Here is a 25,818-nt window from a genome sequence, read left to right as displayed (position 1 = left end):
AAGTCTGAAGCTTAGGAGAAGTTGCGCAAAAAACTGTGCCGTCAGCGCCGCTTGGATGCGTATTCTCGCCTTCGATGCGGTTTAAGCCGGCGGATGGCTCGCCACCGCGACTTTCCGGCGGGGCGTCGTGATTTCATGGATGATGGCGCCGCCGATCGACGAGAGCACCAGCGAAAGGATCACGAAGAGCACCGGTTGCTGCAGGATGCCGATTGGCAGGCGGTCGGCGGCGATCCTGAGGAAGGCCAGAGTGAAGGCGTGCGTGATGTAGATGCTGTATGAGCAGTCGCCGAGATAGTTCAGCCAGCCGATGACGGGTAGCCTGGAAAAGTCGATGGAAACGGCGCCGTAGATAATGAAGATTGCCGGTATGCCCCAGGCGTAAAACCGGCTTTCCGGCCGCATCAACGCCTCGTTGATGAACAGAAATGCAAAGCCCATGGCAAGCGCCGCCCATGCCCAGCGGCTCGGCAGAAGAACCTTTTGCCCGTAGAGCCAGCCGAGTACGACGCCGGCAAGGAACTCCAATATGATCGGCTCGCCGTAGAAGCGGGTGGCCGTCGTTTCCGGCAACAGCCGGCAGGCGATCAGGATGACGGCAAAGACGGCAAGCATTGCCGGGATGCGGCGGATTTCCGAAAGCGGCAGCAGCAGCGCGAACACGAAGTAGAAGAACATTTCGTAATTCAGCGTCCAGCCTGGAACGACGACCGGAGTGATCGTGCTGGGATCGGCGGGATTGCTCCACGGCAGGAAGAAGAGCGAGGCGATGAGGTGCGGCAGGTCGAAGACCGTCGATTTCAGCAACGACGGGGCCACCATCGCTACGACAGCCGAAAACAGCGTCGCCAGCCAATAGAGCGGCACGATCCTCCTGATGCGCCGGCGGGCGAATTCGACCGGGCTCATCGATCGTCCGCTCGTCGTCAGCCACATCACGAAGCCGCTCAACACGAAGAAGATGTCGACACCGGTTTCGCCATAGATGAAGGCCGTGGCGTCGACCGCTGGATTGACCTTGGCAAGCTGCAATATCGCATGGAAATAGACCACCATCAGCGCCGCGATGGCGCGCAGATATTGAAGCTGGACAAGCATCGAGCGTCTTGCTCCCTAGAGCATGATGCCGAAAAGTGTGGGCGGTTTTCGGACGACATCATGCTCTATTTCTTTGATTTAGAACAGGATTCAGATTTTAGGCCGATTTGGACTAAAATCATCCTGTTCTAGGGCTCACGCGGGCGCCGGTCTCAGCCGCGCCGCTGCGGTCAACTCAATACATCTGCCGGACGACCCTGCCGGATGCGCGGATTGTCGTGGAAACGCATATACCCGACGACAAACCACAGGAGACCGGCAATCTTCATCGAGAAAACAGCGGTTCCCCCGATCATCATATTCAGAAAAATGAAAAGAGAAAGTGAATGGGCGCAGCGCCGCTGCGCCGCCGTGCGCCCGGCGGGAAAGAGGCAGACGAACAGCCACAAGGCGATGACGCCGAAGATCGTTGCTGCGTAGATCAGGTAGACGTAGCCGCTGTCGGCGAATTCGGCGACCCGGTCGACCGAAAGCCCAAGGATGGCGAGCGGATCGAGATCCATGACCTTCTTCATCGTCAGGTTGATGCGGCCGGTAAAATTGTCACCTGTCGCATTGGGTTTCAAGGTGTAGACGAGAAAACCCGCAGCGACGATCAGCGGCATCAGCAGCAGGTTGAAATTCTTCGGGATCTTCGGAAAGACGAAATAGCCGACGATGCAGGCAAAGCAGAAGATCAGCATGGTGCGTGTATCGTTGGTCACCAGGATCAACACGGCCGTGCCGATCATCAGCAGCCTGTCCCAGCGCCCAAGCTTTTCCCACATCGAAATCAGGTAGACCGCGATCACGCCGCAGAAATTGGCAAGCGACACCTGCTCGAGGAAGATCGAAGAGGAACGGTGGTCGATGATGCCGAAGGAGAAGCGCTCGGGAAAGCCGAGGGCGTTCTGGAAGAGGCCCGTCGTGTTGTAGCTCAGCGGTAGCAGCCCGCGCGTATTGGCGAAATAATCGGACGGATGGACGATGCTGACATAAAACGGCACGCTGGCGATCTCGAAGATCAGGAAGATCATGACGACAAGACTCGCCCAGCGAAAGGCGAGCTTCATCGTTTTTTCATTGCTCCAGCCCCCGAGCCCGGTGAAGCAGAAGATGATCAGCACGTTGCGGAAATGATCGATGAACAGCATGCGGTTGAGCACGCTGACATAGATGGTCACGACGAGCGTGAACAGCAGGAATAGGAAGGCCGGAAGGTCGGTCTCGTAAATCCCCTTGTGCAGGATGTAGATGATGGCGCTCGCCATGATCAGGCCCTCGCTGGCGGCGACATGCGTCATCGAGAGCGGCATGATATTGTGATTGATGAAGGCGAGAATGCCGTTATAGAGCACAGAGAGCAGGCCGAGCCACAGCACCGGATAATCGGTGCGCGATGCCTCGCCGGCCGCATCGAGCCGGTTGCCGGCAACGGCAAAGGCTGCAGTCTTGTGGTCGCTGACCGCCATCTTCAGTTCTCCACCGGCTTGACGGCGGTGCATGCGCCGGCTTTCGCTTTCGCCGCTCCGGCGAGAAGCCGCATCTGAGGCCGTTCGGCGCCTTCACGCGGCTGGACGTTGAAAGGTTCGTTCGCCGGCCACCATTCACCCGCGGCCCAATAGGACCAGCCGAGCCAGGCGTCGCTATTGCCTGACATGGTAGTGTAGATCTCGGCGAGCCCGCTCAGGCAGTCCTTGTCGGCGGAGGCGCCGAATTCACCGAGGAAGCCGCGTTTGTGGTTCCGCTTCAGCCAGGCTGTAACCCCGGCGATCGCCTCGACTGCGGCGCCCGCACCCTCGCAGGTCGGATGGGTTCCGGAGGAATCGGCGTCGAGATACTGGTGGACCTCGAAAGCGTAGAAGTCGAGCGGATCGCGCACGCCGAGCATGACAGTGCCGTTGGCGCCGCCGATCACATCCTTTTCCCAGCTGGCGGCCCCGCTCCAGGCGGTGCCAGGCACGAGGACGAGATTGCGTGCGCCGACGGCGCGAATGCTGCGGATCGCTGCATTGGCGGCATTGAGCCAGGCCGTCGCCTTGATGTCGTGCGGCTCGTTCATCAGGCCGAAGAGAACGCCGTCCCGATTGGCGAATTCGACGGCGAGCCTGGCCCAGAAATCGGCGAATGCGGCATTCGTCGCCGGCGCCGTGCCGACTTGCGTCTTGTCGTAATAGCCGAAATTATGCGGGTCGAGCAGAACGGCCATGTGATGCTTGCGGATCAGGCCGACGGTATCCTTGAGCCGCTTGATCTCGTCATCGTCGAGCCGACCGCCGAGTGCCGGTTGCAGCCGCTCCCAGCGGAAGGGCAGCCGGATGATCGTCATGCCCTTTTCGGCGAAATAGCGGATCGTATCTTCGCTGGGATAGGTGTAGTTCGTACCGTAGGTGCCGTCGCGATCGCCATATTCACCGCCGGAGAGATTGACGCCGCGGTAACAGGGAGCGTCGGCTGCAGGAGCCGCCGACGGGGCGAGGGCGGCCGCAAGCAGCACCGCGATCAGCTGTCGTTTCGTCTTCATGGCCATCCCTGTAATTGCGGCAAATCGCAACATCAGCGTCGCGGTCGATAATTTAACGGTCCGTTAGCTAAGAATTTCTAAAGTCTCATCACCTCGGCCTCAGTCTATTTCACGCTGGGCGGGATACGAGTGCGCGTATGAACCAGTATGACAGGAACAGGGTAAGTCGGCTGCCCGGCTGGCGCAGTTATGAGCCCTCTCAGACTGCGCCGGAAGGCGTGCGCATGCGCAGCCCAGTCGTCCGCCCGGACGAGTTCGCCCGTCCGGCGCCCGAACCTGCCCCGCCCCCCTTTGCACCACCCGCAAGTGTTACAGAAGCCCGCCGATACGAGCGCCCGGCGCCGGCGCCTGCCGAACGGCCTGCCGTAAATACGCCGTCGAACGCTGCACCCGCACCGGCCGCGCCACTGATCGATCTTCGCTCCAGTATTGCCGCGATCTGGGGCCGCCGGCTGATCGTGCTCGGTCTGGCGCTGCTCGGGGCTGCCGCTGGCGGAGTGGTGGCGCCCACCATCGCGCAGAAGTTCACCGCCGTGAGCAGCCTTTATTTCGATCCGCGCCAGATCGGCCTTGCCGATGCCGGGACGCAATCCTCCGGCCCCTCGCCGGAAATGATCTCGGCGCTGATCGACAGCCAGGTGCAGATCCTGACCTCGGGCAATGTGTTGCGGCGTGTCGTCGAAGCCATGAAGCTCGACCAGGATCCCGAATTCACCGGCGGCAGGACGGATGGCGCCGCCGTGATCGGCGCCCTGCAGAAGACGCTTGTTATCACCCGCCAGGCCAGCACCTATGTCGTTTCGCTTGCCGCCACCACGAACGACCCCGAGAAATCCGCAAGGCTTGCCAACCAGGTCGTCACCTCCTTCACTGAGGAGGAAAACAGCGCCTCGAACGGCATCTACGAAAACACCTCCTCGACGCTCGACGGACGCCTCAACGATCTGCGCCAGAAAGTGCTGGAGGCCGAACAGGCTGTCGAAACCTTCCGCGCCGACAACGATATGGCCGCGACCGAAGGCAACCTGATCTCTGATCAAAGGCTCGCCTCGCTGAACACGCTGCTGGTGACGGCGCAGGAAAAGACCATTCAGGCCAAGGCACGCGCTGATGCCGTCGCCAATCTCCGCGTCGAAGACATCGTTGCCGGCAACCAGACGGAGGGCGGCGTCACCTCGCCGCTCGTCAGCCTGCGCCAGCAATATGCCACCCAGGCGGCCGCGGTCGGCAGCCTCGAAAGCCAGATGGGCACACGCCATCCGCGCCTGCAGGCGGCCCGCTCCTCGCTGCAGAGCATATCTGGCGAAATCAGGGGCGAATTGCAGCGCCTTGCCACCTCTGCAAGGGGCGAATACGAGCAGGCGAAGGCGGCGGAGGATAGCGTCGCCAAGGAGCTTTCCGTCCAGAAGGCGCTGCAGGCGGGTATTTCGGACAAGCAGGTGGAACTGAACGAATTGCAGCGCAAGGCGACCGCCGCGCGCGATATCTACGAGGCGGTGCTGAAGCGCTCCGGCCAGACGAGCGAGGAGCAGAGCCTCAGCCAAAGCAATATCCGCGTCATCTCGCCGGCCGAACCGCCGGTCAAGCCCGATGGCCCGGGAAAAAAGATCCTGCTGATCGCCGGCATCATCGGCGGTGCCCTCGCCGGTTTCTTCCTCGGTGCGGCCTTTGCGATCCTCGCCGGTCTCTTCGGCCATCCCGTCATCAGAAGTTATTTCAAGAGATCACCCGCCCGGGCCGCTTGATGACGGCCATCGGTTTTCCTACATCGGGAAAAGGCGGCCTGTCGCCGGCAGGAGAGTTCCCATGCGGCCTCTGATGATGCTTCTGATATCGCTCGTCGCCGTGTCGGGCCTTGCCCCAGCGTCCGCATCGGCCGTCGACTGGACGAAATCCGTCAAATCGGACGTTCAACCCCTCTACCCCTACAAGGGTCTTCCCGGTGTTAAGGCGCAACCGGACAAGAAAGAGGAGGAATCCTATAATTGCCACACGGAGACCGTCCACATCCGCCGCCGCCACGACGAGATCTTCCGCTCGGGCGGCATGCCGACGCTCATGTATGTCTGCGACCGCGACGGTTTCATCTCAATGGACGACAAGGTCCCGCTGCGCGGCCACTTTCAGCCGGTGCGGTGAGGGCCGGAGGCGAAGCCGCCGCGGGCCTGTTCGGTTTCAGGCTTCCAGCCAGAGCAGTTCCAAACCCGGCCTATGCAGATAGGGCATGCTAGCGATCGCGGCACGCGCCTTTAGCGGATTGAGGCCGATAAACAGCGCCTCCGCATCTTCGGCAATTGCCGTCGGTGCGCTCACAGGGTAGCCGAAATGCTCCGTATTCTGCAGCCCCGGATTCTGGTCGAGGAAGGCGGTCAGCTCGACATCATTGCCGATACGGCTGAAGATCCAGCTTCCATAAAAGCCAGCACCGTAAATCGCTACTTTGCGCCCGCGGAAGGTAGCAGCCCGCTTTTCGAGGTTGGCAGCCGAGGTCCGCCAGAAATCGCAGATCTCCAGCCCACGCTCGACAGCCTGCCGCACGAGAATGGCATCCTGCTCCGGCCTGGCCGGCGTCTCGCTGCGTACCGCAACGGCAAAGAAGGCTCCTGGGAACGATGTCACGTCGATCATCGATACTTCGAAGCCGCCGGCGGCAAGCGCCCGCCGAAGTGAAGCCTCGCTGAAGTGGTTGACATGGTCCGCCACCGTCATGTCGCCGGGGTTGGCCGAAACGTCGGGCATCGAAAGCAGCAGTGTGCCGCGCGGCTTCAGGAGCTTGTGTATCCCGCGAATGAAACCAACCGGGTCGGCCACATGCTCGATCACGAAATGGCTCATCGCCGCATCGAAGCGGCCGTTCCACGTTTCTGGTACCTCATAGGCGGCCTGCGCGTCTGGCGCGATCCAGCCATTCCAGGCTGAAGCGTAGTCGGTGGAAACATCGAAAACATGAGGCTCGATATCGGGACGCGCGGCGATGATCTTGCGCAGCGTGTCGGCTTTTGCCGCACCGTAGTCCAGAAGCCTCGCTCCCTGCGGAAGATCAAGCAGATTGCGTGCAATCTCCGCCTGATGGTCGGTCCGGAAAATGACGGTGCCGTCGGGCTTGACCGCAAAGATCTGGTCATGACCCTCGCTGCTCAGCGAAATGCGATAGCCGGTATCGTAGAAGGTCTCGATATCGGGAATCTCGTCGCACTGCGCGTGGCCGCATCCGTCGCAGACATAGACGCGCGTCGGAATGTTGAGAAGGGTCATGATGGAGGTGAGGGCAGGCGCCGGTGTTTCATAGGCCGGCGCCGCAATCTTCCCACCGCAGACACGGCAAGCCGTCATTCCGCCGCCTCGCGCCGAACGGAAAGCTCCGGAAGCACATCGGCGAATTTCACGCCGGCGGCAAACGAGCCCTTCCAGCCGATGCGGATGCCAACCGGCTCGAGGTAGTTGAAGTAGCGGAACTGGATGCTCCAGCGCGGCGTGGTCGAGACATTGTGACCCGACTGGTGCAGCGTCAGGAAGTCCATCAGCACGAGGTCACCCGGATTGGTCAGCGGCGCGACATGCTTGTAGCGGGCGAGGCGCTCTTCGGCGCGGTCGAGATGCAGAGCGTAAGCGCCCGTCTTGCCGGCGCCGGCATCGTCCTCGTAAACGGGAACCAAGCCTTCGGCATGCGAGCCTTCGGCGATCTGTACCGGCCCCATGTCCTGGGTGACCGGCAGAAGTGGCGTCCAGAATACAACGCCGTCGACGCTGCGCAGCTGGCCGGGGAATTCCTGATGCCACTGGGCGCGGAATTTTTCTTCCCCGGGGTTGTCGATGCGGATCCCGTAGCCACCGGCGGCAATGCCCGGAACACTATCTGGACGTAGTGCCTTGAAGGCTTCGTCGTTGGTGATATTGGTGACGAGACGCATGAAGGCGGGGATCTGCTTTATCGCGTCATAGACCTCACCACCCCATGAGCGGTTCTTGGCGATCAGCTTCGGATAAGCGATCGTCATGGCGTCATGCGTGGTTTCGGTCGGAGCGTCGACGCCGTACTTCTTGCAGATCACTTCAAGGACCTGGCGGATGCCTTCCTGGATCGGCGCGATGTCGGCAGCCGGATCGTAGAAGCCCCGCATAACGAGGTAGCCCCTGGTGCCGAAATCAGCGCGCAGGCTGTCGGTGATCTTTGCGTTTGCGTTTGTCATGATGTGACCGTTTCCTCCTTCAGGAAGTCTTGCCACGCTACCGTGGCCGGGATGAGACAATTACGCGCCTCCGGACCCATTCGGGCGATGAGATCGAGCACAGAAACATAGGGGGTGAACGTACCCACCGGCTGAGGCCAGGGGGTGCGGCTGTAGTTCATGTATTCGACATGCACGCCGGCTTGTTCGAAGGCGGTGTGGTCGAGATAATTCGCCGCACCGTGACCCGTGAGATAGCGAGTGCCGCTCGCCTTCAGCACGATATCCAGCACGCGCTGCCAGGAAGTGCCCTCGACGCCCATCTCGCTGGTCTTCTCGATCTTTCGGTTCTTGCCGATGCCGAGATAGCGGGCGGGTTCCTCAATGCTGGCGATCAGCAGCTCCAGCAGTGAGGAATGGCGATAGACGCTGTCGAAGATCGAAAGCGCATCGTCGATGAAGGGCGCGCCGAGCAATGATTGGCGCAGCAGCGCGCGATGGCTTGCTTTCCAGTCCTCGCCCGCCGCGGTGAGTTCGGAAATCTTCTGAAAGCTGCCCTTGCCGGCAAGAGGGATCGTCATCCAGCAACGATCGTTGCTGCGTAAAAGCTGAATGCGGTTGGTGAAGCTACCCTTTGAAAACTGCGTATCGTCGAGATAAATATAGCCGTCGGCGATCATCAGCTGTTCGAAAAAGCCCGGCCACGGAAACAGCATCGGTTGGGTAATGACGACGGCAGTCATGTCACTCGTCCCCCAGTCGTCGCTCGAACAGCATCACGTCGCGCGTCATGCCATTGGCGTCGGCGAAATGCGCTTCGAGAAGACCCACCTCGCGATAGCCGAGCGATAGATGCAGACCTATGGAGGCAGCGTTGTCGATGTCGATTTCAGCCATCAGCTTGCGAAGACCGAGCACGCGGGAAGCATGGAGTGCAAGCTCGGCAAGGGCCGCGCGTCCGAGCCCGAGGCCGCGCGCGCCCTCCGCCAGAACGATGCCACCGTAGCCGGTCGCGTTCCGGCGATGGACCTGGGTGATCTGCACATAGCCCTCAGCCTTACCGCTGTTCTGATCCTCGATGACGAGAAATGCCCCACCCGTCTCAGTACGCCGCCGTTCGATCCAGGCGTCGAGCGCCGCATCATCGGTTGCATCGGGCACCGTCAGCAGGAGTGACTGGAGCGCGTTGTCGCGGCGGAGGGAAAAGAGCAGCGGCCGGTCGCCATCCGCCACCGGGCGCAGTCTGACCAGCGCCTGGCGCGGAACATGGCGATGGCTCTCCGTCATCCGCGGATGCATTTAAGATATCCTCCCGGCGAACTGGAAAGCACCAGCTTGCCGTTCAGCGCCTCGTCGGTCTCGAAACGGTCTGTCTCCTTGAGATAGGTGTTGAGCGCCGCGTAGGGCTCATCACCGGGATACCAGATTTTCGAGCGCTTGGTCGGCGTCTGAGACATGTCCCCCCTGCCGAGCAGGGTATCGGCGACGACGATATACTGGCCCTCGGTGACCAGCGGGCCGTAACAGCGCAGCTCATCGAGAACGTGATCGCGGCTGTGGTCGCTGTCGAGAACGACCATGACGGAAGCGCCGGCCGGGATTTCGGCTTTGACCTTGGCAAGCGTCTCGGCCGTGGTCGACGGTCCTTCGATCAGCGTGATCAACGGCGAGAGCGGATGCTTCTCGATGGAATCGCGGTTGTGGGCGCGGATGTCGATGTCGACTCCGATCACCTTGCCTTTGCCGATCACCTTCAGCAGCGAAGCCATGAAGATCATCGAGCCGCCGCGAGCCACACCTGTTTCTATGATGATGTCGGGCTTGGTGTTCCAGATTACCTCCTGGGTGGCCATCACGTCGGCAGGCATTTGAATGATCGGCACGCCCATCCAGGACCAGAGATAGGCGTAATCATACTTGTCGAGCGCCACCAGCGTGTTCAGTGCCTGCTGGAAGGCGTCTTCGTCCTTGCCGAGCGCAAGCGACATTTCGCGCTTGCGGGCTTCGAATTCGAGGCGATCGTCCTTGATGGTCATAAGTCTCTGAAACCTTCTGTATAGTCTGTGCTCAGGCCGACTGGCGGAGGTGAACGGCGCTGCTGTCCTGATGGCTGCGGACGACCGAGATCAGCGTCTCGGCGACACGATTGATATCGGCCTCGCTCATGTCATGGTAGCTCGGCAGGTTGATCGCTCGCTCCGGAATGCTCCAGGCGTTGATGTTGGCAGGCTTTCCCTCGAACATCGAAAGGCTGGAAAGCGGGTGGAAGAAGACGCGCGCATCGATATTGGCCGCTTCGAAAGCCTGTTGCAGCATTTCGCGAGTGATACCGGTGGCAGAGTGGAAGACGGCCGTAGGCATCCACGCACCGTTGATCGTGCCGGTATATTCCGGGTTCATGCTGATGCCGGTGAGCGTCGAGAGGCGCATCATATAGGCGGCAAGAATTTCCCGTTTGCGGGAGACGAGCTCGTCGATGCGCTCCAACTGGGCACAGCCGATAGCCGCCTGGACGTTCGACATCTTGTATTTAAAACCAATCACGTCCGGCCAGAACTGTTTCTTCTGGCTGCGGGCACGGCCGTGGTTGCTGAGCGTCAGCACCTTTTCGTAAAGATCGGCGTCGCTGGTGACGAACATGCCGCCTTCGCCTGTTGTCAGTGTCTTGGTGCCATGGAAGGAGAAGGTGCCGAAGGTGCCGATCGAGCCGGCGCGGCGACCGTGCCAGACCGAGCCGACCGCCTCGGCCGCGTCTTCAATCACGGCGACACCGGTGCGCTTGCCGATTTCGATCAGTGCATCCATGTCGCAGAGATTGCCGTAGATGTGCGTGGCGATGATCGCCCTGGTGTGCGGCGTGATGCTGCGCTCGACGGCAGCGGGATCGATGCACCATGTATCGGGCAGAACATCGACGAAGACGGGGCTCGCGCCGAGATGCGTGATGGGTGCTACGGTCGCCACCCAGTTCGTGTCGGCAAGGATTACCTCATCGCCGGGGCCGATGCCAAGTGCGGCGAGCCCCATATGCATCGCGCCGGTGCAGCTCGATGTCGCGATTGCAAACCCGCTGCCGAGATAGGCGCCGAATTCGCGCTCGAAGCGATTGATGTAATCGTAGCAGCGCGCGCCCCAACCGTTTGCGGCAGCATCGGCGGCATAACCGGTTTCCAGCTCGGTGATCGATGGTTTGGTGTAGAATATTCTGTTCGTCATGCCTTATTCTCTCGGGATGAGGGCCTGGAACTCGCAAAGCCGGGGGCACATTAAAACTGACTAACGCATGAAACTGGCGCGAGGCTTAGCGTTGGCCGCAAGGCTCCGCGCGGCATTCGTTCAGATGATCACGTGCTGGATTAGGTCCTGCTCGCTGAAGATCAGGTTCGGCTTGTAGCCGAGTGTGACGAATTCGTCGTGGCGCGTAGCGTCGGCGATGAAAACCGCCGTGTGCTTCGTGAGGGCGAAATCGTGGCCCGCCGTTTCCTCGATTACATCGACCTCCGCCGGCAGGCCGAGATCGCGCAGCATTTCCTCGATTGAGCGTCGGTCAGCGACGCCGCTGAGCATCAGGCGACTGATGCCCTCGGTTGCGCTGACCTGATAGGCAAGAGTCTGGATCGCCACCATCAGCGGCAGCGAATTGCGGATATGGATGACCTCGGGATGGTCGGGCATGCCGCCGATCGCCAGGCGGGTATAAAGCTCGTAGGCCTTGATGAAATCCTTCCTTTGCGCCCAGAAACGGAATGCGACCGCCATGCGGTTGAGCGTGAAGACCTTACAGAGATCCTCGAAGACGATGCGGGCTTCGCGGGTCGTGGCAAGATTGCCGCGCTTGGAGCCGATATAGAGGAAATACTCGAGGCCGCCGCGATATTTGTCCCAGGAGGTCATGACGTCGTCATTGCCGGCCTGCTGGCGGTTCGGCGCAATCTTGGAGACGGCGACCGAGCGATAGAACGGCTGTTTCAGGAAGGCGACGGCGCCCTGGTCGAGGAAATGCGCGAGGTAGGAGAAGGCCCAGAAGCAGAAATCGCGCGGGACCCAGGAGGACCGCAGTGCCGAGGCGCGATAGATGCCGATCTCCGGGAAGATATGGCGTTCGCAAATGAACTGGAATACCGCCGCGAAATTACGCTGCTCGAACTTGACGTTCTCATCGATCTTATAGAACTGATAGAGGTCGCGGTCTTCGATCTCGTCGTAGAAATACCAAGGCGCGTGACAAGCGGCGACTTCGGGGTTGGCGTCCAGGTAGGCCATCGCCGCCTCGACGCCGCTCGGGACCAGAAAATCGTCGTCGGCAAGGTAGATCGAATATTCACCGACCGCATGATGGAAGGCGCAGGCGAGATTCGGCCCTGAGCCACCGTTGACAGCGCGGCGATGATAGTGGATCGGCAGTCCTTTGGCGGTGAATTCCTCAACGAGCTGGGTCGTGTTGTCAGTCGAAGCGTTGTCCGAAATGACGATCTCGTAGGGAAAGGTGAAATTGTATTTCTCGCAGTGCTCGAGCGCGTTTCGCAAGTAGGCTTCGCGATTATAGGTTGGGATGCAGATGCTGAGTTTGATGCCGCTCAAAGACTTGTCTCCTGGCTGTAGCTCTCAAGCGCGGCGTCGCGCTCGCTGATGACGCTCGGCGTAAACGGCCAGGCGATGGAAAAGGCGGGATCATCCCAGCGGACACCGCGGGCAAGTTCCGGTACGTAGGCTTGCGACATCTGATAGAAGAGCTCGCAGTCGTCCTCGAGCGTCAGGAAGCCGTGGGCACATCCGACAGGTATGTAGAAGGCATTGTGACGGGCCGCATCGAGTTCCACTGATGCCCATTTGAGATAGCTCGGCGAATCCGGCCTCAGATCGAGCGCCACGTCGAAGACCTTGCCGCGCGTAGCACGCACGATCTTCACCTCCGGTCGTGGCTCGGCCTGGTAATGCATACCGCGCAACGTCCCGCGCCTGTGGTTTTGCGAGATATTACACTGCGGGTAGACCGGTATCAGACCCTGCGCCGCGAAGCTCTGCGCGTCGAAGGTTCGGGCGAACATTCCACGGTTGTCGGAGCGCGCGTCGATTTCCACGACAAAGGCGCCCGAAACCGCGGTCGGAATAAATTTCATCCGATCACCGTCAGTTCCGGCACGGCGACGGCGAAGCGTCCGCCCCAGGCGCCGACCCTGCTGTTGGCCGCAACGACCTCGTTCTTGATGTTCCAGGGCAGGATGAGCACATAATCCGGCTGCGTCTCGTCCATCTTCTCCGGCGCATAGATCGGCAGCTTGCTGCCCGGCAGGTAATGCCCCTGCTTGTGCGGATTGCGGTCGACGACATAGTCGATGAGGTCGGTGCCTATGCCGCAGAAATTCAGGAGCGTATTGCCCTTGGCGGCCGCCCCATAGGCTGCAACCGTCTTGCCGTTGCGCTTGGCTTCATTGAGGAAGGCAAGCAGCCCATCCTTGATCGGCGCCACACGGTTCTGGAAGGCCTCGTAGGTCTCGACCTTTTCGAAGTCGGCGGCCGCTTCGTCGGCGCGCACCTTGGCAACGCCTGGGCAGGTCGCATGTGCGGTAGAGGTTGTCCGGCAGGCGAGCACACGCAGGCTGCCGCCATGTGTTGGCAATTCTTCAACGTCGAACACTTTGAGGCCGTGTGCCGCAAAGACCTTCTCGACTGCCAGCAGCGATAAATAATAGAAATGCTCGTGATAGACGGTGTCGAACTGGATGTTTTCCATCAGCCGCAGCAGATGCGGAAATTCGACGCTGACCACGCCGTCGCGCTTCAGCACGGCCGAAAGACCGCCGACGAAATCATTAATAGTAGGAACATGTGCCAGCACGTTGTTGCCGATGGCAACGTCGGCGGCAAGGCCGCGGGAGACGAGATCGGCCGCCGTTTCCCTGCCGAAGAAGCGCGCTTCCGTGGGAACGCCGATTTGCCGCGCGACTTCTGCGACGTTCTCAGCCGGCTCTATGCCGAGCACCGGTACGCCGGCCTCGACGAAATGCTTAAGGAGGTAACCGTCATTGCTTGCCACCTCGATCACCTGCGATGCCTCATCGAGGCCGAAGCGCTTCCGGGCCATGAGGGTAAACTGGCGGGCATGCTCCACCCAGCCATCGCTGTAGGAGGAGAAATAGGCATAGTGACTGAAGATATCCTCCGGCGGAACAAAGGCATCGGCCTGCACCAGCCAGCATTCCGAGCAGACGAAGGCGCGCAGCGGATAAGATGGCTCGGGCTGCTTGAGCTGCTCCTCCGTCAGATAGGCATTGGCGAGCGGCATCGAGCCCAGGTCGACAAAACGATGCTTCAGCGGAGCGTTGCAGAACCGGCAATTATGCGCTGTCATGATACTGTTTCCTCATAGGCCGCGATCTGGCCGAGCGAGAAGGCGCGCATGTCGGCGCCTTCTCGGTTGGCCTTGTACCAGGCGGCTGTCCAGTCGATTGTCTGCTGCAGGCTGAGGCGCGGACGCCAGCCGATGGCGGAGAGCGCCAGAGCGGAACTCAAGGTAAGGGCAGGCGCTTCAGGCAGATGTTCTCCCGGCGCCCGCTTCCAGACGTTGTTCACACCATGAGCAAGGCCGAGCGCTTCGGCAAGCTCGGAAACCGTCGCGAAGCTCTGCGGATCGGGGCCGAAATTGAGAGCCTCGGGCAGGTCCTCGTCACCGGGAAGCGTTAGCGCTTCGGCGAAGGCGAGATAGCCGCCGAGCGGCTCCAGCACATGCTGCCAAGGGCGGATCGCTTCGGGATAGCGCAGCAGGATCGGCTGGCCGCTTTCGAAGGCGCGGATGAAGTCTGGGATCAGCCGATCTTTCGACCAGTCGCCGCCGCCAATGACATTGCCGGCACGTACCGTTGCAAGCCTGATAGCGCGCGCCTTGAAGAAGCTGTCACGATAGCTCTGGACGACGAGTTCGGTGCACGCCTTGGAGTTGGAGTAGGGATCCTTGCCGCCCAGTGTATCCGTTTCGACGAACGGAACGCCGCTGCCGTTATTGGCATAAACCTTGTCGGAGGTGACGACGAGAACCGTCTTGACCGACGATGTTTCCCGCACCGCATCGAGCACGTTCGCCGTTCCCATCACATTGGTCGCGAAGGTTTCGGTCGGGTTTTCGTAGGAGCGCCGAACCAGCGCCTGTGCTGCCATGTGGATGACGATTTCAGGCTTGAAATCGATGAAATGCTGTCTGAATGCGACCGCATCGCGGATGTCGGCGATGTGATGGCCCTGCCTGTTCCAGGGCGCAAGCCGCGCATAGAGCGAGGGATTGGTTTCGGGCTCGAGCGAGACAGCAGTCACCTCAGCGCCGAGCTTTTCCAGCCACAATGAAAGCCAGGATCCCTTGAACCCCGTGTGTCCCGTCAGGAATACGCGCCGGCCATTCCAGAAGTCCGTCAGGCCCATATCTTCCACGGCGCCTTTCCTGAACTCCAGAGTTCTTCGAGCTGGTGGCGCTCGCGGAGCGTATCCATGGGCTGCCAGAAGCCGTTATGACGGAATGCTGCCAGCTGCTTATTGGCTGTCAGCCACTGCATCGGGCCGGCTTCCCAGATCGTGTCGTCACCTTCTATGAGGTCGATCACCGAAGGGTGGAGCACGAAGAAGCCGCCATTGATGCGTTGGCCATTGTCTTTCGGCTTTTCGATGAAGGCGGTCACGACGTCGTTCTCGATGTTCGTCGCGCCGAATCGGCCCGGAGGCGTCACCGCACACATCGTCGCCTTCAGTCCGTGGCTGCGATGGAATGCAATCTCTTCGGAGATGTCGATATCGGCAACGCCGTCGCCGTAAGTCATGCAGAAGGGTTCGTCCGGGTTCAGATGGTCGCGGATGCGTCGGAGACGGCCGCCTGTCATGGAGCTCATGCCGGTATCGACCACGGTCACGCGCCAGCTGGGCTTCGAGCCTTTGTGATATTCGACCGTGTTGGTGGCGAGATCGACTGTGATGTCGCTGTGATGAAGGAAGAGGTTTACGAAATATTCCTTCAGCATATAGCCCTTGTAGCCGGCGCAGATGATGAAATCACTGAGGCCATGATGGGCATAGATGTTCATGATGTGCCAGAGGATTGGCTTTTCACCGATTTCGACCAGCGGCTTGGGGCGCACCGTGGTCTCCTCGGCAAGGCGCGAACCCAGACCACCGGCGAGAATTACGACTTTCATCCCAAGCGCACTCCAGAGTGTTTAGAACAGTTATGGCTTTCGGCCGGCGCCCGGCGAGGCCGTCCGGTATGCGGGGCTCTCCACAGGCAAAACGGCCGTATGGTCATCCTTGTCCCGGTATCCGATTTCGTTCTTGTGCGAGGCTTGCGGGCGGGTCGGAAGCGGCAGCCGCGTTTCCGCGGGGCCACGCGAAACAATGGAACCGCTTCCGCATCAGTCATGCAGCTGTTGCCGAGGCCGTTCATAAAGAGCGGTTCTATCGGGCGACAAAACGCCTCCCGCCTCCCTCTGGCATTCTTCTTGCATTGTTACTAATATTCTAATCCTTGGGGAGAAAATGCCATGCAATGGAACACATCGGCGGATTTTGCGCCTCTCGTTTTCTTTCTCGGCGAACGGCGAAAGCATAGAATCGTCAGGACGCTCCGAGACGCTGCCGAAGTTCTGATGACGGACTGGCCGTCTGAAGATGGAGAGGAGTACGTCGCAGCCGTCAAGGCTTGCGCCGATGCCATCATGGGGCAGGCCGGGATCGACGAACTCAGGGAATTGCTTCTCAGCGCTGCCAGAGAAGCCGGCATTGCGGTTTTGTCAGTGATCTCCGACAGCGGGAAGACGACACCGCACATGGCTGCGTGACAGGCCATTGAACCAGACCATCATGCGCCGGCCGATGGTCCGGGGTGTCCTGCGCTGATTTGGCTTCCGCCATCGGCGGCCTGGGACCACGCATCTAGGCAAAGCGCGTCGTCAGGCCTTCTTACAAAGTGCCAACCGCGCAACCTGATTGAAAAGACTTAACTCCTTGATCTTGGTAGCGATCAAGAATGGAATGGTGCCCAGAAGAGGACTCGAACCTCCACACCCTTTCGGGTACCAGCACCTGAAGCTGGCGCGTCTACCAATTCCGCCATCTGGGCGACGGAGAGCGATGTAAGGGGGCGGCCCCTGACTGTCAACTGGGTTTTTGAAGTTTTCCTGACAGTTAGCGAAAAAGCAGCCGATCACATGCGCGGAGGGCCGAAGGGCGGGCATAGCGCTTCGCTCAGTACGCCCTATATAAAGGAAATACTGAAAGGAATGCATCATGTTCGCTCCCCGCACGCTTCTGCTCGCCGGTCTTCTGGCTGTTCTGGCGCCTGCCGTGGCGGGAGCCGATTCGCTGAAGCTGGGTAAACCGGGGCTTGGGCCGGTCAATACCGGGTCGACGCTCTGCGATTTTCGCGGCTGCTTCGGTTTCGGGCCGCAGCAATGGCATCGCCCCGCCTATGTCCAGCCGAATTATCGGCCGAGGGGTGCGGGGCCGACCTATTACCTGCCGGGGGCTGCCGGGCCGCCGCAGCTCACCTATGATCCGCCGCCGGTGCGCCCTGTGCAGCCGAAGGATCCGAACAAGCATATCGCCTGGTGCACCAACGAATACCGCTCTTACAATCCGAGGACGGATCACTTCCTCACCTATGAGGGTGTCTACAGGGTCTGCCGCTCGCCCTATCGCTGAGGCGCGGTTAGCTTTCGAGCGAGGCGCGGTCAACGTGGCCGAGATCGCGGCCAGGTTCGACGATGTCGCGGACCCGCTGCTTCAGCTCCTTCGGCCCGGGAAAGCCGCCGTCGCGCTTGCGCTCCCAGATGAGATCGCCGTTGACGCGGATCTCGAAATTGCCGCCGGTGCCGGGGATCAGCGCCACTTCGCCGAGGCTGTCGGAAAAGGTGTGCAGCAGCTCCTGCGCCATCCAGGCGGCGCGCAGAAGCCAGTTGCACTGGGTGCAGTAGAGGATCGAGACGCGGGCTTTTTCTGTCATGGCGATTTCCTTTCGTCACGTTGATTTAAGCTCTGTGGCGCGCTCACGCAATCGCGCACAGGCGTCTTGCGCGCCGCCCTTCGGCATGGTCTCTTCCCCTCGTCGGCCACACCAGGGAAAGCTCATGCGCGTCGCAGTCATCGAAAACATGAGGAATACGGGCCTCGGTGCGCTTGCCACGGCACTCGACGAGGCAGGAGCGGAGATCGAGTGGTTCCGGGTGTGGCAGGACGGCATCCTGCCGAAGGATATATCCGGCCATGATGCGCTCGTCGTTCTCGGCGGTGAGCAGAGTGCGCTGGATGACGACTCCCATCCCTATCTACTGGACCTCGCACGGCTGGCGCGCGGTTTCGGCGATGCCGGCAAGGCCGTGCTCGGCATCTGCCTCGGCAGCCAGATCCTTGCCCGCGCCTATGGCGCCGACAATCTGCTGGGCGTTGCCCGCGAATTCGGCTGGCATGGGATCGGCGTCACCGCCGAGGGCAAGGCCGATCCGCTGCTGTCGGCGCTTGGCGGCGAGTTCACTATCTTCGAATGGCATGCCGACACGTTTTCCTTGCCCGAAGGCGCGGTGCGTCTCGCCACCAGCCCCGTCGCTGAAAACCAGGCGTTTCGCATCGGCCGCGCCGTCTACGCCACCCAATTCCATTTCGAGGCTAATGCAGCGGTCGTCGAAAAATGGAAGGCCGAATTCCCTGAGACGATCGCGCGCATTGCGCCCGGCTGGCTGGAGAACCATGCCGAATTGGCGGCAAGATATGCGGGTGCTGCCGATGCCGCGGGCCTTGCCATTGCCCGCGCCTGGGTGAGCCTCATCGAACCGGAAGAGGTTCGGCTGCTGTCTCAGGCTTCCGCGTGAGAGGCGATCAGATGCCGGCAAGCGAACGCGAGAAGATGGCGGCGGGTGAATGGTATTGCTGCCTCGACAACGAACTCGATCGCCTGCGTCAACAAGCGCGTCTGGCGGTCCACGCGCATAATACGCTGCCGCCGGATGAGCGCGGCGCCGCAGCGCCCGCCCTGAGGGCGCTCTTTGCGCAGGCAGCCTCCGATATCTTCATTGAGGCGCCGTTTCACTGCTCCTATGGCATGAACATCGTTCTCGGCGAGCGCGTCTATTTCAATGCCGGCTGCACCATTCTCGATTCCGGTCGGGTAACGATCGGCGATCGCAGCATGTTCGGCCCCGGCGTGCAGATCTATTGCGCCGAGCATCACAAAGATCCGGCGCTTCGTAGTACCGGCATCGAGATCGCTCGGCCTGTTGTCATCGGCAGCGACGTCTGGATCGGCGGCGGCGCGATCATCCTCGGTGGCGTCACGGTCGGGCAGGGCGCGATCGTCGGTGCCGGCGCCGTAGTGACAAAGGATGTGCCGGCCGGCGCAACCGTCGTCGGCAACCCGGCCCGCATCCGATAATCGTCATCCGGAATTGTCTGATTGGGTCGGTCAGCGGCGGCATTCGTTCGTCGGCTACGGATTATTGCTGCCGCCTCGCGCGTCGTAGCGCTGTCGCGCGGCGATGATGTCCGCCTGGTTCTGTTCGGTCCACAGCACCAGCGAACGAATCGTTTCGTGCAGCGTGCAGCCGAGCGGTGTCAGAGCATAGTCGACCTTCGGCGGCACGACGGGATAGACGGTACGCTCGATGATGCCGTCGCGTTCCAGGTGTCTGAGCGTCGTCGTCAGCATGCGCTGGCTGATGCCGTCGATATTCCTCTTCAATTCCGTGAAGCGAAGTGTGCGTTTCTCGAGCAGCGCGATGACGAGCAGCGACCACTTGTCGGCAATCCGGTCGAGGATCTGCCGGACCTCGCACTCCTCGCGCGCATCCCATTGCAGGACGTCATAGTCCTTGCCTGGCAGGACGCTATCGTCCTTGCCGGTGCTGCAAATGTCACTCGGTGAGTTTGAAGTGCCTTCTTCCATGGCACCGGATCATGTCCTAACTAGGCTTCGGTTACAAGAGGGAACTGAGGCATGAAAAGTAACTTCCATGCCTCAGCCCGTTGTTTCAGCGTGTCAACCGAAGGAACGGATTCCATGTCCACATCATCTTCCCCAACCAAAGCAGTTGAAGGGCGCATGAGCGCCCGCGCAGCCGGGGCGCTGATCGTGCTCTGCGGCGCAATCTTCCTCGAAGGTATCGATGTCGCCATGCTCAACATCGCGCTGCCGGCGATCAGGGCCGATCTCGGCCTGTCGACAACGACGCTCAGCGCCGTCGTCAGCGTCTATGTGCTGGGTTATGCCGGCTTCATGCTGCTTGGCGGCCGCGCCGCCGATATTTTCGGCAAGAAGCGGGTCTTCCTGACGGCGCTTGCCGTCTTCCTCGCCTTCTCCGGCCTCGGCGGTTTCGCGAGCGAGGGCTGGATGCTGCTTCTCGCCCGCTTCGTCACGGGTGCCGCTTCCGCCTTCATGACGCCGGCCGGCCTGGCACTCATCACCGCCAATTTCCCCGAAGGACCGCAGCGCAACCGGGCGGTGATGATCTATGCCTCGATGGCCTCGGCCGGCTTCTCGCTCGGCCTCGTCGCCGGTGGCCTCCTTGCCGCCATCGACTGGCGCTGGGTGTTCTTCGCGCCGGTGGTGCTGGCAGCAATCCTGCTTGCCGTCGGCCCTCGGCTCATCACAGACAGGAATGCGGGAACCGTCCACGGAAAGTTCGATATATCAGGCGCAATCGCGCTGACCGGCGCCATGCTGCTGGCCGCCTTTGGCGTCACCCGTCTCGAGCATCCGGGCGAGGGCACAGAATGGACGATCGCCGTCTTTGCGGCAAGTGCCGTGCTCTGGCTTGCCTTCATCCTGATCGAGCGCGCCTCGTCCGCCCCGCTGGTGCGGCTCGGCATCCTGCGCTCGGGCGCCTTGATTCGCGCCAATCTCGGCGCCCTGCTGTTTGCCGGCTCGTTTTTCGGCTTCCAGTTCATCGCCTCGCTTTATCTGCAGGAACTGCTCGGCTGGACGCCGATGCAGACGAGCCTGGCGCTGATGGCGATCGGCATTGATGCAGTGGTCGCGCCGATCCTGACGCCGCGGCTCGTCGACCGCTTCGGCAATGTCCGCGTCATCCTCGCAGGCTTCCTGCTGGCGCTTGCCTGCTATGGCCTGTTCTTGCGCATGGGCTTCGACTGGACTTATGCCGCCATGTTCCCGTCGATGCTGCTGCTCGGCCTGGCCTTTGCCCTCGGCTACGGCCCGCTGACCATCGTCGCGACCGACGGTATTGCCGAGGACGAGCACGGGCTTGCCAGCGGACTGGTCAATACGGCGATCCAGTTCGGAGCCGCGCTCGGCCTTTCCGGCGTCAGCGCCATTGGCGCCTATATGCTGGGTGACGCAGTCTCTCCCGAAGCCCGGCTGGAATCCCTGCGCGTCGCACTTCTGGTACCGCTTCTCGCCGCTGCGCTTGGCGCACTCGTGATGGCGACGGGCTTGCACGGCCGTGACGGTTCCCGCCGCGAGGCCGTCGCCTGACGGCGCTTGGCAGGGCCTCACTTGTGGCCTTGCCATCTCGACAGCGACGAAAGCTCCGCTAGATGAGAAGGCGAAACGGGAGGAAAATCATGAGCGAGCCGAATTTACCGATGGAAGGCGGTTGCCGTTGCGGCCGGGTGCGGTTGAAGATCAGCGCCCCGCCGCTGCTGACCATGGCCTGCCATTGCACGGGGTGCCAGAAAATGACCGGGAGCGCCTATTCGCTGAGCGCCGCCATCCCCAGCGAAGGCTTCGAAGTGACGAAAGGCGAGCCGGTGATCGGCGGCCTGCACGGCCTGACCAGGCACTATTTCTGCCCCTATTGCATGAGCTGGATGTTCACCCGGCCGGAAGGCATGGACTGGTTCGTCAATCTGCGCACGACCATGCTCGACGACCCCAGCTGGTTCACGCCCTTCATCGAAACATGGACGAGAGAGAAGCTGTCCTTCGCCGAGACCGGCGCGGTGCACAGCTACGAGGCGCTGCCCGCGATGGACGCGTATGAGGGGCTGGTGAAGGAATATATGGGCAGGGGGTGAACGTTCAGAAGCCCTGGAAGAGAAAATCGACGGCAGCGACGATGCGGTCACTGTCGGCGGTAAGATCCGCGACGACGCCTCCGATTTCAGCGGCCGGGACCGACGCCATGCGCTGAGTGGCCATGACATAGGTTTCCCCCTCTATGGGAAAGCGTGGGTTCAGCCGTGAGATCGACCAGCTCAGTTCTTGCACCGGATGCAGCGGAACCATGATTCGCGAAGGCAGGTCGTCCAGTAGATTGGCTTGAAGATCGATGGCCAGGAGATTTCCGCTCTTAAGTCGATAGGCGTGAAAGCGCGCCATCAAAACTGACGGTACTTGGCGAACGGCAAGCCGTGCTTTTCAACATATTCGTTTTCCAGCCGGATAGCCTCAGCGTTCTCGATACGCCACAGCCGCTCGCGCTCCGCCTTTATGGCCTTTGCGATTCCATCTTCCGCCGCTCGGGATATATTGATCTGGAGCTCGCGTGCCTGGGACACGAGACCTTCATCCAGAGACAGGTTCGCTGCTTTTCTTGGCCGCTGAGCCATAACGATCTCCGCAATCTTATGCGCAGATCGTATGCGCATAAGATGCTATTGAGAAGCGTTATTCGTCGCCCATCTTCAATGCCGCAATAAACGCTTCCTGCGGAATCTCCACCTTGCCGAACTGGCGCATGCGCTTCTTGCCGGCCTTCTGCTTGTCGAGCAGCTTGCGCTTGCGGGTGGCGTCGCCGCCGTAGCATTTCGCGGTCACGTCCTTGCGCAGCGCCGAGATCGTCTCGCGGGCGATGACGTTGCCGCCGATCGCTGCCTGGATCGGGATCTTGAACATATGCTTCGGGATCAGCTCCTTGAGCTTTTCGCACATGTCGCGGCCGCGCTTTTCGGCGGCCGTCCGGTGAACCATCATCGACAACGCGTCAACCGGCTCGCCGTTGACGAGGATCGACATCTTCACGAGGTTGCCCTCGCGGTGGTCGGTGAGCGTGTAGTCGAAGGAGGCATAGCCCTTCGAGATCGACTTCAGCCGGTCGTAGAAATCGAACACGACTTCGTTGAGCGGCAGGTCGTAAGTCAGCATCGCGCGCGTGCCGACATAGGTGAGCTCGATCTGGATGCCGCGGCGGTCCTGGCAGAGCTTCAGGATGCCGCCGAGATAATCGTCGGGCGTCAGGATCGTCGCGCGAATCCACGGCTCGTGGATTTCGGAGATCTTGACGACATCGGGCATGTCGGCCGGGTTGTGCAGCTCGCGCTCCGTGCCGTCGGTCATGTACATCTTGTAGACGACGGAGGGTGCGGTGGCGATGAGGTCGAGGTCGAACTCGCGCTCCAGACGTTCCTGGATGATTTCGAGATGCAGCAGGCCGAGGAAGCCGCAGCGGAAGCCGAAGCCGAGTGCCGCCGATGATTCCATTTCGAAGGAGAACGAGGCGTCGTTGAGGCGAAGCTTGCCCATGGCGGCGCGCAGATCCTCGAAATCGGCGGCATCGACCGGGAAGAGACCGCAGAATACCACGGGCTGCGCCGGCTTGAAGCCCGGCAGCGCTTGCGCCGTCGGCCGCTTGTCCTCGGTGATCGTGTCGCCGACGCGTGTATCGGCCACTTCCTTGATCGAGGCGGTGATGAAGCCGATCTCGCCGGGGCCGAGGCTGTCGACGGTGACCATCTTCGGCGTCAGCACGCCGACGCGCTCGACCTGGTATTTGGCATCCGTGCCCATCATCCGGATCGTCTGGCCCTTGGTCAGCACGCCGTCGATGATGCGCACGAGAACCATGACGCCGAGATAGGTGTCGTACCAGCTGTCGACGAGCAGCGCCTTCAGCGGCGCTTTCTCGCCGCCCGGGCTCTTCGGCGCCGGCAGCTTGTGGACGATCGCCTCCAGCACGTCGGGAATGCCGAGGCCGGTCTTGGCCGAAATCAGCACGGACTCCGAAGCGTCGATGCCGATCACTTCCTCGATCTGTTCCTTGATGCGGTCGGGTTCTGCGGCTGGCAGGTCGATCTTGTTGAGGACGGTGACGATCTCGTGGTTGTTGTCGATCGCCTGGTAGACGTTGGCGAGTGTCTGCGCTTCCACGCCCTGGCTGGCGTCGACGACGAGCAGCGAGCCCTCGCAGGCCGACAGCGAGCGCGAGACTTCATAGGCGAAGTCGACGTGACCGGGCGTGTCGATCAGGTTGAGAATGTATTTCTCGCCATTGTTCGCCTGGTAATGCAGGCGCACGGTCTGCGCCTTGATGGTGATGCCGCGCTCGCGCTCGATATCCATATTGTCGAGCACCTGCTCGGACATTTCGCGCTCGGCAAGGCCGCCCGTTGTCTGGATCAGGCGGTCGGCCAGCGTCGATTTGCCGTGGTCGATGTGGGCCACGATCGAAAAGTTGCGGATATGGGAAAGCGGAGTGGTCGAATTGGTGCTCATGCGCGCCATATAGCAGCGCCGCCCCTTGCCGCAAAGCGGTAATTATCCCGCCGTTTACGCTATTTGCAGCTTATCGGACGCGTGTCAGACCGGCCATGTCTCCAGCCGCCAGGCCGAATCCCAGAACATCCATTCATACTGCGAGGCGCGCACGAAGGCATCTGTCATTTGAGCGCGTTCCGTCGGCGATGCGGCGCGGGCGGCGATGTCGGTCAGCGCGATCACTTCGCGGGCTCCGGCTGCGAACTGCGGATCGCCATAGGTGTTGATCCAGGCCTGGAACGCGTTGCCCTCGGTAGCAGGTCGGTTCTTGATCGCTTCGCCGACGTGCCAGTAGATCCAGAAGCAGGGGAGGATGGAGGAAAGTGCCACCGCGTAGGAGCTGTGATAGGCGGTGGCCAGCAGGAAGTTGGTATAGGCGAAGCCGGCAGGCGAGGGCTCTGCAGCCGTGACATCCGCCGACGTGATGCCGAACTGAGTGAGGAAGCCGGCATGCAGGCCCTGCTCCACGGTGATGGCCTTCTGCGCCGAACCGAGGAAGCGCAGAACCTGCGCATTGTCGGGCGCTTTGGCCGCAACGATGGCGAGGCATCGGGCGTAATGCTTCAGGTAGAGCGCATCCTGCAGGATGTAGTGCCGGAAAACCTCTGGCGGCAGCGTGCCGTCCGAAAGCCGTTCCAGCAGCGGCAGTCGCTCGATCTCGGCCATGATTGGCGCGATCCGGTCCCAGGCGGCAGCTGTGAAGCTTCCCGTCACGTCCGTATTCTGCATCTTGCCGTCCATCCTCTTCTCCCAGAAGTGCGCCGCCATATAGCGACGGCATCGCGGTGAAAGCAAGGTAGGATACCGGTCGTATCGAGGCTTGATTCCATCATCAGACAATGTATTTCTCTTATAGTAGAATTATGGATCGGAAGATGGAACAGGAACTCGAACAGGCGATCGGCATCCGCATCCGCAAGCTGCGGCTGGAAAAGACCCTGACGCTGGATGAGCTTGCCGAGGCCTCCGGCGTCAGCCGCGCGATGATCTCGCGCATCGAGCGGGCGGAAGCGAGCCCGACCGCCTCGCTGCTGGCAAGGATCTGTGCCGCGCTTGGCCTGTCGCTGTCGGCCTTCTTCGCGGAGGAGGGGCATCAGGCCTCGCCACTTGCCCGCCGACAGGAGCAACAGGTCTGGCGTGATCCGGAGACCGGTTATCTCAGGCGCTCGGTTTCGGCTCCCGGCACCGCCTCCGATGTCGATATTGTCGAGGTCGAATTCCCCCCTGGCGCCCGCGTCAGTTTTCCCCCGCATGCCGCATCCCACGGCATGACGCAGCATGTCTGGCTGTTCGACGGCGAGCTGGAGATGACGGCGGGCGAGGCCGTCTACCGGCTGCGCCCGGGCGATTGCCTCTTCATGCCGGTCGGCGAGGGCCACGTCTTCCACAATCCAGGCAACGCGCCGGCGCGCTATTGCGTCGTGCTCGATCGCGGCGGCCGATAACGGCATTCTTTTTCAGGAGGAGGTGGCATGAAAGAGGCCGCGCCCAGCATTGAGAGAACGGATTTCTGAGATGCAGATGATCTTGGGACAGTCACGCCTTGCGCTGTTTGGCCTACCTTACTTGGGTTTTCGCGAACTCATGGA

At 61.2% G+C, this 25,818-nt stretch carries 29 protein-coding genes and 1 tRNA gene; 9 read left to right on the top strand and 21 right to left on the bottom strand.

Features of this window, described 5'->3' with window-relative positions; all coding sequences use genetic code 11:
• Window positions 1–81: 81 nt before the first annotated feature.
• The 3 genes from EFB14_RS22065 to EFB14_RS22055 all read right to left on the bottom strand — a co-directional run bounded on the left by EFB14_RS22065 (window position 82) and on the right by EFB14_RS22055 (window position 3,601).
• Window positions 82–1,098, bottom strand: coding sequence for an acyltransferase family protein (locus EFB14_RS22065; RefSeq protein WP_126828891.1), 1,017 nt, complete (start codon window positions 1,096–1,098; stop codon window positions 82–84).
• 170 nt (window positions 1,099–1,268) lie between these two features.
• Entirely contained in the window at window positions 1,269–2,549 is a 1,281-nt protein-coding gene (locus EFB14_RS22060) for a hypothetical protein (RefSeq protein WP_125846615.1), read from the bottom strand.
• Window positions 2,550–2,551: 2 nt separating this feature from the next.
• Window positions 2,552–3,601, bottom strand: coding sequence for a glycoside hydrolase family 5 protein (locus EFB14_RS22055; RefSeq protein ID WP_125846614.1), 1,050 nt, complete (start codon window positions 3,599–3,601; stop codon window positions 2,552–2,554).
• A gap of 137 nt (window positions 3,602–3,738) precedes the next feature.
• Here EFB14_RS22055 and EFB14_RS22050 point away from each other — a divergent pair, with 137 nt between their 5' ends.
• A complete protein-coding gene (locus tag EFB14_RS22050; protein ID WP_125846613.1) occupies window positions 3,739–5,346 on the top strand; it encodes a GumC family protein in 1,608 nt (535 codons plus the stop codon).
• Window positions 5,347–5,407: 61 nt separating this feature from the next.
• The gene (locus EFB14_RS22045) at window positions 5,408–5,740 is read left to right on the top strand and encodes a hypothetical protein (RefSeq protein WP_125846612.1); all 333 of its coding nucleotides are present in this window, start codon (window positions 5,408–5,410) and stop codon (window positions 5,738–5,740) included.
• Window positions 5,741–5,776: 36 nt separating this feature from the next.
• Here the strand turns inward: EFB14_RS22045 and EFB14_RS22040 are convergent, their stop codons facing one another.
• The 11 genes from EFB14_RS22040 to rfbF all read right to left on the bottom strand — a co-directional run bounded on the left by EFB14_RS22040 (window position 5,777) and on the right by rfbF (window position 15,947).
• Window positions 5,777–6,934 (bottom strand): methyltransferase domain-containing protein, encoded by a 1,158-nt coding sequence (locus EFB14_RS22040; RefSeq protein ID WP_126828890.1) that lies wholly within the window; start codon window positions 6,932–6,934, stop codon window positions 5,777–5,779.
• Window positions 6,931–7,791, bottom strand: a complete 861-nt coding sequence (locus EFB14_RS22035) for a phytanoyl-CoA dioxygenase family protein (RefSeq protein ID WP_126828889.1) — start codon at window positions 7,789–7,791, stop codon at window positions 6,931–6,933. The genes EFB14_RS22040 and EFB14_RS22035 overlap by 4 nt, the downstream gene beginning before the upstream one ends.
• Window positions 7,788–8,513 (bottom strand): WbqC family protein, encoded by a 726-nt coding sequence (locus EFB14_RS22030; RefSeq protein WP_125846609.1) that lies wholly within the window; start codon window positions 8,511–8,513, stop codon window positions 7,788–7,790. Before EFB14_RS22030 ends, EFB14_RS22035 begins: the two co-directional genes overlap by 4 nt.
• 1 nt (window position 8,514) lies before the next feature.
• Window positions 8,515–9,069, bottom strand: coding sequence for a GNAT family N-acetyltransferase (locus EFB14_RS22025; protein ID WP_245438280.1), 555 nt, complete (start codon window positions 9,067–9,069; stop codon window positions 8,515–8,517).
• Window positions 9,054–9,806 (bottom strand): cephalosporin hydroxylase family protein, encoded by a 753-nt coding sequence (locus tag EFB14_RS22020; RefSeq protein WP_126828888.1) that lies wholly within the window; start codon window positions 9,804–9,806, stop codon window positions 9,054–9,056. Before EFB14_RS22020 ends, EFB14_RS22025 begins: the two co-directional genes overlap by 16 nt.
• 31 nt (window positions 9,807–9,837) lie before the next feature.
• On the bottom strand, window positions 9,838–10,986 hold the full coding sequence (locus EFB14_RS22015; RefSeq protein ID WP_125846607.1) for a DegT/DnrJ/EryC1/StrS family aminotransferase: 1,149 nt from the start codon (window positions 10,984–10,986) through the stop codon (window positions 9,838–9,840).
• A 120-nt stretch (window positions 10,987–11,106) separates the two neighbouring features.
• Window positions 11,107–12,351 carry a glycosyltransferase family 2 protein gene (locus tag EFB14_RS22010; RefSeq protein ID WP_125846606.1) on the bottom strand — a complete coding sequence of 415 codons (1,245 nt, stop codon included), beginning with the start codon at window positions 12,349–12,351 and terminating at the stop codon, window positions 11,107–11,109.
• Window positions 12,348–12,890, bottom strand: a complete 543-nt coding sequence (gene rfbC / locus EFB14_RS22005) for a dTDP-4-dehydrorhamnose 3,5-epimerase (RefSeq protein WP_126828887.1) — start codon at window positions 12,888–12,890, stop codon at window positions 12,348–12,350. Before rfbC ends, EFB14_RS22010 begins: the two co-directional genes overlap by 4 nt.
• On the bottom strand, window positions 12,887–14,122 hold the full coding sequence (locus EFB14_RS22000) for a class I SAM-dependent methyltransferase (protein ID WP_126828886.1): 1,236 nt from the start codon (window positions 14,120–14,122) through the stop codon (window positions 12,887–12,889). Before EFB14_RS22000 ends, rfbC begins: the two co-directional genes overlap by 4 nt.
• Window positions 14,119–15,183, bottom strand: coding sequence for a CDP-glucose 4,6-dehydratase (gene rfbG / locus EFB14_RS21995; RefSeq protein ID WP_125846768.1), 1,065 nt, complete (start codon window positions 15,181–15,183; stop codon window positions 14,119–14,121). Before rfbG ends, EFB14_RS22000 begins: the two co-directional genes overlap by 4 nt.
• Window positions 15,174–15,947: a glucose-1-phosphate cytidylyltransferase gene (gene rfbF / locus EFB14_RS21990; protein ID WP_125846603.1), complete on the bottom strand. Its 774-nt coding sequence runs from the start codon at window positions 15,945–15,947 to the stop codon at window positions 15,174–15,176. Before rfbF ends, rfbG begins: the two co-directional genes overlap by 10 nt.
• A 342-nt stretch (window positions 15,948–16,289) precedes the next feature.
• Between rfbF and EFB14_RS21985 the strand changes: the two genes are divergently transcribed.
• Window positions 16,290–16,586: a DUF982 domain-containing protein gene (locus tag EFB14_RS21985; protein ID WP_126828885.1), complete on the top strand. Its 297-nt coding sequence runs from the start codon at window positions 16,290–16,292 to the stop codon at window positions 16,584–16,586.
• A 194-nt stretch (window positions 16,587–16,780) separates the two neighbouring features.
• On the opposite strand, the gene EFB14_RS21980 is transcribed toward EFB14_RS21985, so the two are convergent.
• Window positions 16,781–16,867 (bottom strand) — tRNA-Leu (locus EFB14_RS21980).
• Window positions 16,868–17,034: 167 nt separating this feature from the next.
• Here EFB14_RS21980 and EFB14_RS21975 point away from each other — a divergent pair.
• Window positions 17,035–17,448, top strand: coding sequence for a BA14K family protein (locus tag EFB14_RS21975; RefSeq protein ID WP_125846601.1), 414 nt, complete (start codon window positions 17,035–17,037; stop codon window positions 17,446–17,448).
• Window positions 17,449–17,455: 7 nt separating this feature from the next.
• Here the strand turns inward: EFB14_RS21975 and EFB14_RS21970 are convergent, their stop codons facing one another.
• The gene (locus tag EFB14_RS21970) at window positions 17,456–17,749 is read right to left on the bottom strand and encodes an Rdx family protein (protein WP_071084390.1); all 294 of its coding nucleotides are present in this window, start codon (window positions 17,747–17,749) and stop codon (window positions 17,456–17,458) included.
• Between the two features lie 124 nt (window positions 17,750–17,873).
• On the opposite strand from EFB14_RS21970, the gene EFB14_RS21965 reads away from it, so the two are divergent.
• Window positions 17,874–18,611 carry a type 1 glutamine amidotransferase gene (locus tag EFB14_RS21965; RefSeq protein WP_126828884.1) on the top strand — a complete coding sequence of 246 codons (738 nt, stop codon included), beginning with the start codon at window positions 17,874–17,876 and terminating at the stop codon, window positions 18,609–18,611.
• A gap of 11 nt (window positions 18,612–18,622) precedes the next feature.
• A complete protein-coding gene (locus tag EFB14_RS21960) occupies window positions 18,623–19,171 on the top strand; it encodes a sugar O-acetyltransferase (RefSeq protein ID WP_125846599.1) in 549 nt (182 codons plus the stop codon).
• 54 nt (window positions 19,172–19,225) lie between these two features.
• Here EFB14_RS21960 and EFB14_RS21955 read toward each other — a convergent pair whose 3' ends face one another.
• Entirely contained in the window at window positions 19,226–19,681 is a 456-nt protein-coding gene (locus EFB14_RS21955) for a winged helix-turn-helix transcriptional regulator (protein ID WP_126828883.1), read from the bottom strand.
• A gap of 156 nt (window positions 19,682–19,837) precedes the next feature.
• Here EFB14_RS21955 and EFB14_RS21950 point away from each other — a divergent pair, with 156 nt between their 5' ends.
• Window positions 19,838–21,229, top strand: a complete 1,392-nt coding sequence (locus EFB14_RS21950; protein ID WP_126828882.1) for an MFS transporter — start codon at window positions 19,838–19,840, stop codon at window positions 21,227–21,229.
• 89 nt (window positions 21,230–21,318) lie between these two features.
• A complete protein-coding gene (locus EFB14_RS21945; protein ID WP_126828881.1) occupies window positions 21,319–21,771 on the top strand; it encodes a GFA family protein in 453 nt (150 codons plus the stop codon).
• Between the two features lie 4 nt (window positions 21,772–21,775).
• Here the strand turns inward: EFB14_RS21945 and EFB14_RS21940 are convergent, their stop codons facing one another.
• From EFB14_RS21940 to tenA, 4 genes are all read right to left on the bottom strand, one after another.
• A complete protein-coding gene (locus EFB14_RS21940) occupies window positions 21,776–22,075 on the bottom strand; it encodes a CcdB family protein (RefSeq protein ID WP_126828880.1) in 300 nt (99 codons plus the stop codon).
• Window positions 22,075–22,305 carry a type II toxin-antitoxin system CcdA family antitoxin gene (locus EFB14_RS21935; protein WP_026238711.1) on the bottom strand — a complete coding sequence of 77 codons (231 nt, stop codon included), beginning with the start codon at window positions 22,303–22,305 and terminating at the stop codon, window positions 22,075–22,077. The genes EFB14_RS21940 and EFB14_RS21935 overlap by 1 nt, the downstream gene beginning before the upstream one ends.
• Before the next feature lie 58 nt (window positions 22,306–22,363).
• Complete coding sequence (gene lepA, locus EFB14_RS21930; protein WP_126828879.1) at window positions 22,364–24,196, bottom strand: translation elongation factor 4; 1,833 nt, start codon at window positions 24,194–24,196, stop codon at window positions 22,364–22,366.
• Window positions 24,197–24,271: 75 nt separating this feature from the next.
• The gene (gene tenA / locus EFB14_RS21925) at window positions 24,272–24,970 is read right to left on the bottom strand and encodes a thiaminase II (protein WP_125846592.1); all 699 of its coding nucleotides are present in this window, start codon (window positions 24,968–24,970) and stop codon (window positions 24,272–24,274) included.
• Between the two features lie 134 nt (window positions 24,971–25,104).
• Here tenA and EFB14_RS21920 point away from each other — a divergent pair, with 134 nt between their 5' ends.
• Window positions 25,105–25,674, top strand: coding sequence for a helix-turn-helix domain-containing protein (locus EFB14_RS21920; RefSeq protein ID WP_126828878.1), 570 nt, complete (start codon window positions 25,105–25,107; stop codon window positions 25,672–25,674).
• Window positions 25,675–25,818: the final 144 nt, after the last annotated feature.

It is taken from the genome of Rhizobium fabae, assembly GCF_003985135.1.
Lineage (GTDB): Bacteria > Pseudomonadota > Alphaproteobacteria > Rhizobiales > Rhizobiaceae > Rhizobium > Rhizobium pisi.
This window is presented reverse-complemented; position numbering and strand designations above follow the sequence as displayed.

Coding starts and splice junctions, on each gene's coding strand:
- EFB14_RS22065 (WP_126828891.1), bottom strand. CDS start 1,098: ATGCTTGTCCAGCTTCAATATCTGCGCGCCATCGCGGCGCTGATGGTG.
- EFB14_RS22060 (WP_125846615.1), bottom strand. CDS start 2,549: ATGGCGGTCAGCGACCACAAGACTGCAGCCTTTGCCGTTGCCGGCAAC.
- EFB14_RS22055 (WP_125846614.1), bottom strand. CDS start 3,601: ATGAAGACGAAACGACAGCTGATCGCGGTGCTGCTTGCGGCCGCCCTC.
- EFB14_RS22050 (WP_125846613.1), top strand. CDS start 3,739: ATGAACCAGTATGACAGGAACAGGGTAAGTCGGCTGCCCGGCTGGCGC.
- EFB14_RS22045 (WP_125846612.1), top strand. CDS start 5,408: ATGCGGCCTCTGATGATGCTTCTGATATCGCTCGTCGCCGTGTCGGGC.
- EFB14_RS22040 (WP_126828890.1), bottom strand. CDS start 6,934: ATGACGGCTTGCCGTGTCTGCGGTGGGAAGATTGCGGCGCCGGCCTAT.
- EFB14_RS22035 (WP_126828889.1), bottom strand. CDS start 7,791: ATGACAAACGCAAACGCAAAGATCACCGACAGCCTGCGCGCTGATTTC.
- EFB14_RS22030 (WP_125846609.1), bottom strand. CDS start 8,513: ATGACTGCCGTCGTCATTACCCAACCGATGCTGTTTCCGTGGCCGGGC.
- EFB14_RS22025 (WP_245438280.1), bottom strand. CDS start 9,069: ATGCATCCGCGGATGACGGAGAGCCATCGCCATGTTCCGCGCCAGGCG.
- EFB14_RS22020 (WP_126828888.1), bottom strand. CDS start 9,806: ATGACCATCAAGGACGATCGCCTCGAATTCGAAGCCCGCAAGCGCGAA.
- EFB14_RS22015 (WP_125846607.1), bottom strand. CDS start 10,986: ATGACGAACAGAATATTCTACACCAAACCATCGATCACCGAGCTGGAA.
- rfbC (WP_126828887.1), bottom strand. CDS start 12,890: ATGAAATTTATTCCGACCGCGGTTTCGGGCGCCTTTGTCGTGGAAATC.
- EFB14_RS22000 (WP_126828886.1), bottom strand. CDS start 14,122: ATGACAGCGCATAATTGCCGGTTCTGCAACGCTCCGCTGAAGCATCGT.
- rfbG (WP_125846768.1), bottom strand. CDS start 15,183: ATGGGCCTGACGGACTTCTGGAATGGCCGGCGCGTATTCCTGACGGGA.
- rfbF (WP_125846603.1), bottom strand. CDS start 15,947: ATGAAAGTCGTAATTCTCGCCGGTGGTCTGGGTTCGCGCCTTGCCGAG.
- EFB14_RS21985 (WP_126828885.1), top strand. CDS start 16,290: ATGCAATGGAACACATCGGCGGATTTTGCGCCTCTCGTTTTCTTTCTC.
- EFB14_RS21975 (WP_125846601.1), top strand. CDS start 17,035: ATGTTCGCTCCCCGCACGCTTCTGCTCGCCGGTCTTCTGGCTGTTCTG.
- EFB14_RS21970 (WP_071084390.1), bottom strand. CDS start 17,749: ATGACAGAAAAAGCCCGCGTCTCGATCCTCTACTGCACCCAGTGCAAC.
- EFB14_RS21965 (WP_126828884.1), top strand. CDS start 17,874: ATGCGCGTCGCAGTCATCGAAAACATGAGGAATACGGGCCTCGGTGCG.
- EFB14_RS21960 (WP_125846599.1), top strand. CDS start 18,623: ATGCCGGCAAGCGAACGCGAGAAGATGGCGGCGGGTGAATGGTATTGC.
- EFB14_RS21955 (WP_126828883.1), bottom strand. CDS start 19,681: ATGGAAGAAGGCACTTCAAACTCACCGAGTGACATTTGCAGCACCGGC.
- EFB14_RS21950 (WP_126828882.1), top strand. CDS start 19,838: ATGAGCGCCCGCGCAGCCGGGGCGCTGATCGTGCTCTGCGGCGCAATC.
- EFB14_RS21945 (WP_126828881.1), top strand. CDS start 21,319: ATGAGCGAGCCGAATTTACCGATGGAAGGCGGTTGCCGTTGCGGCCGG.
- EFB14_RS21940 (WP_126828880.1), bottom strand. CDS start 22,075: ATGGCGCGCTTTCACGCCTATCGACTTAAGAGCGGAAATCTCCTGGCC.
- EFB14_RS21935 (WP_026238711.1), bottom strand. CDS start 22,305: ATGGCTCAGCGGCCAAGAAAAGCAGCGAACCTGTCTCTGGATGAAGGT.
- lepA (WP_126828879.1), bottom strand. CDS start 24,196: ATGGCGCGCATGAGCACCAATTCGACCACTCCGCTTTCCCATATCCGC.
- tenA (WP_125846592.1), bottom strand. CDS start 24,970: ATGGACGGCAAGATGCAGAATACGGACGTGACGGGAAGCTTCACAGCT.
- EFB14_RS21920 (WP_126828878.1), top strand. CDS start 25,105: ATGGAACAGGAACTCGAACAGGCGATCGGCATCCGCATCCGCAAGCTG.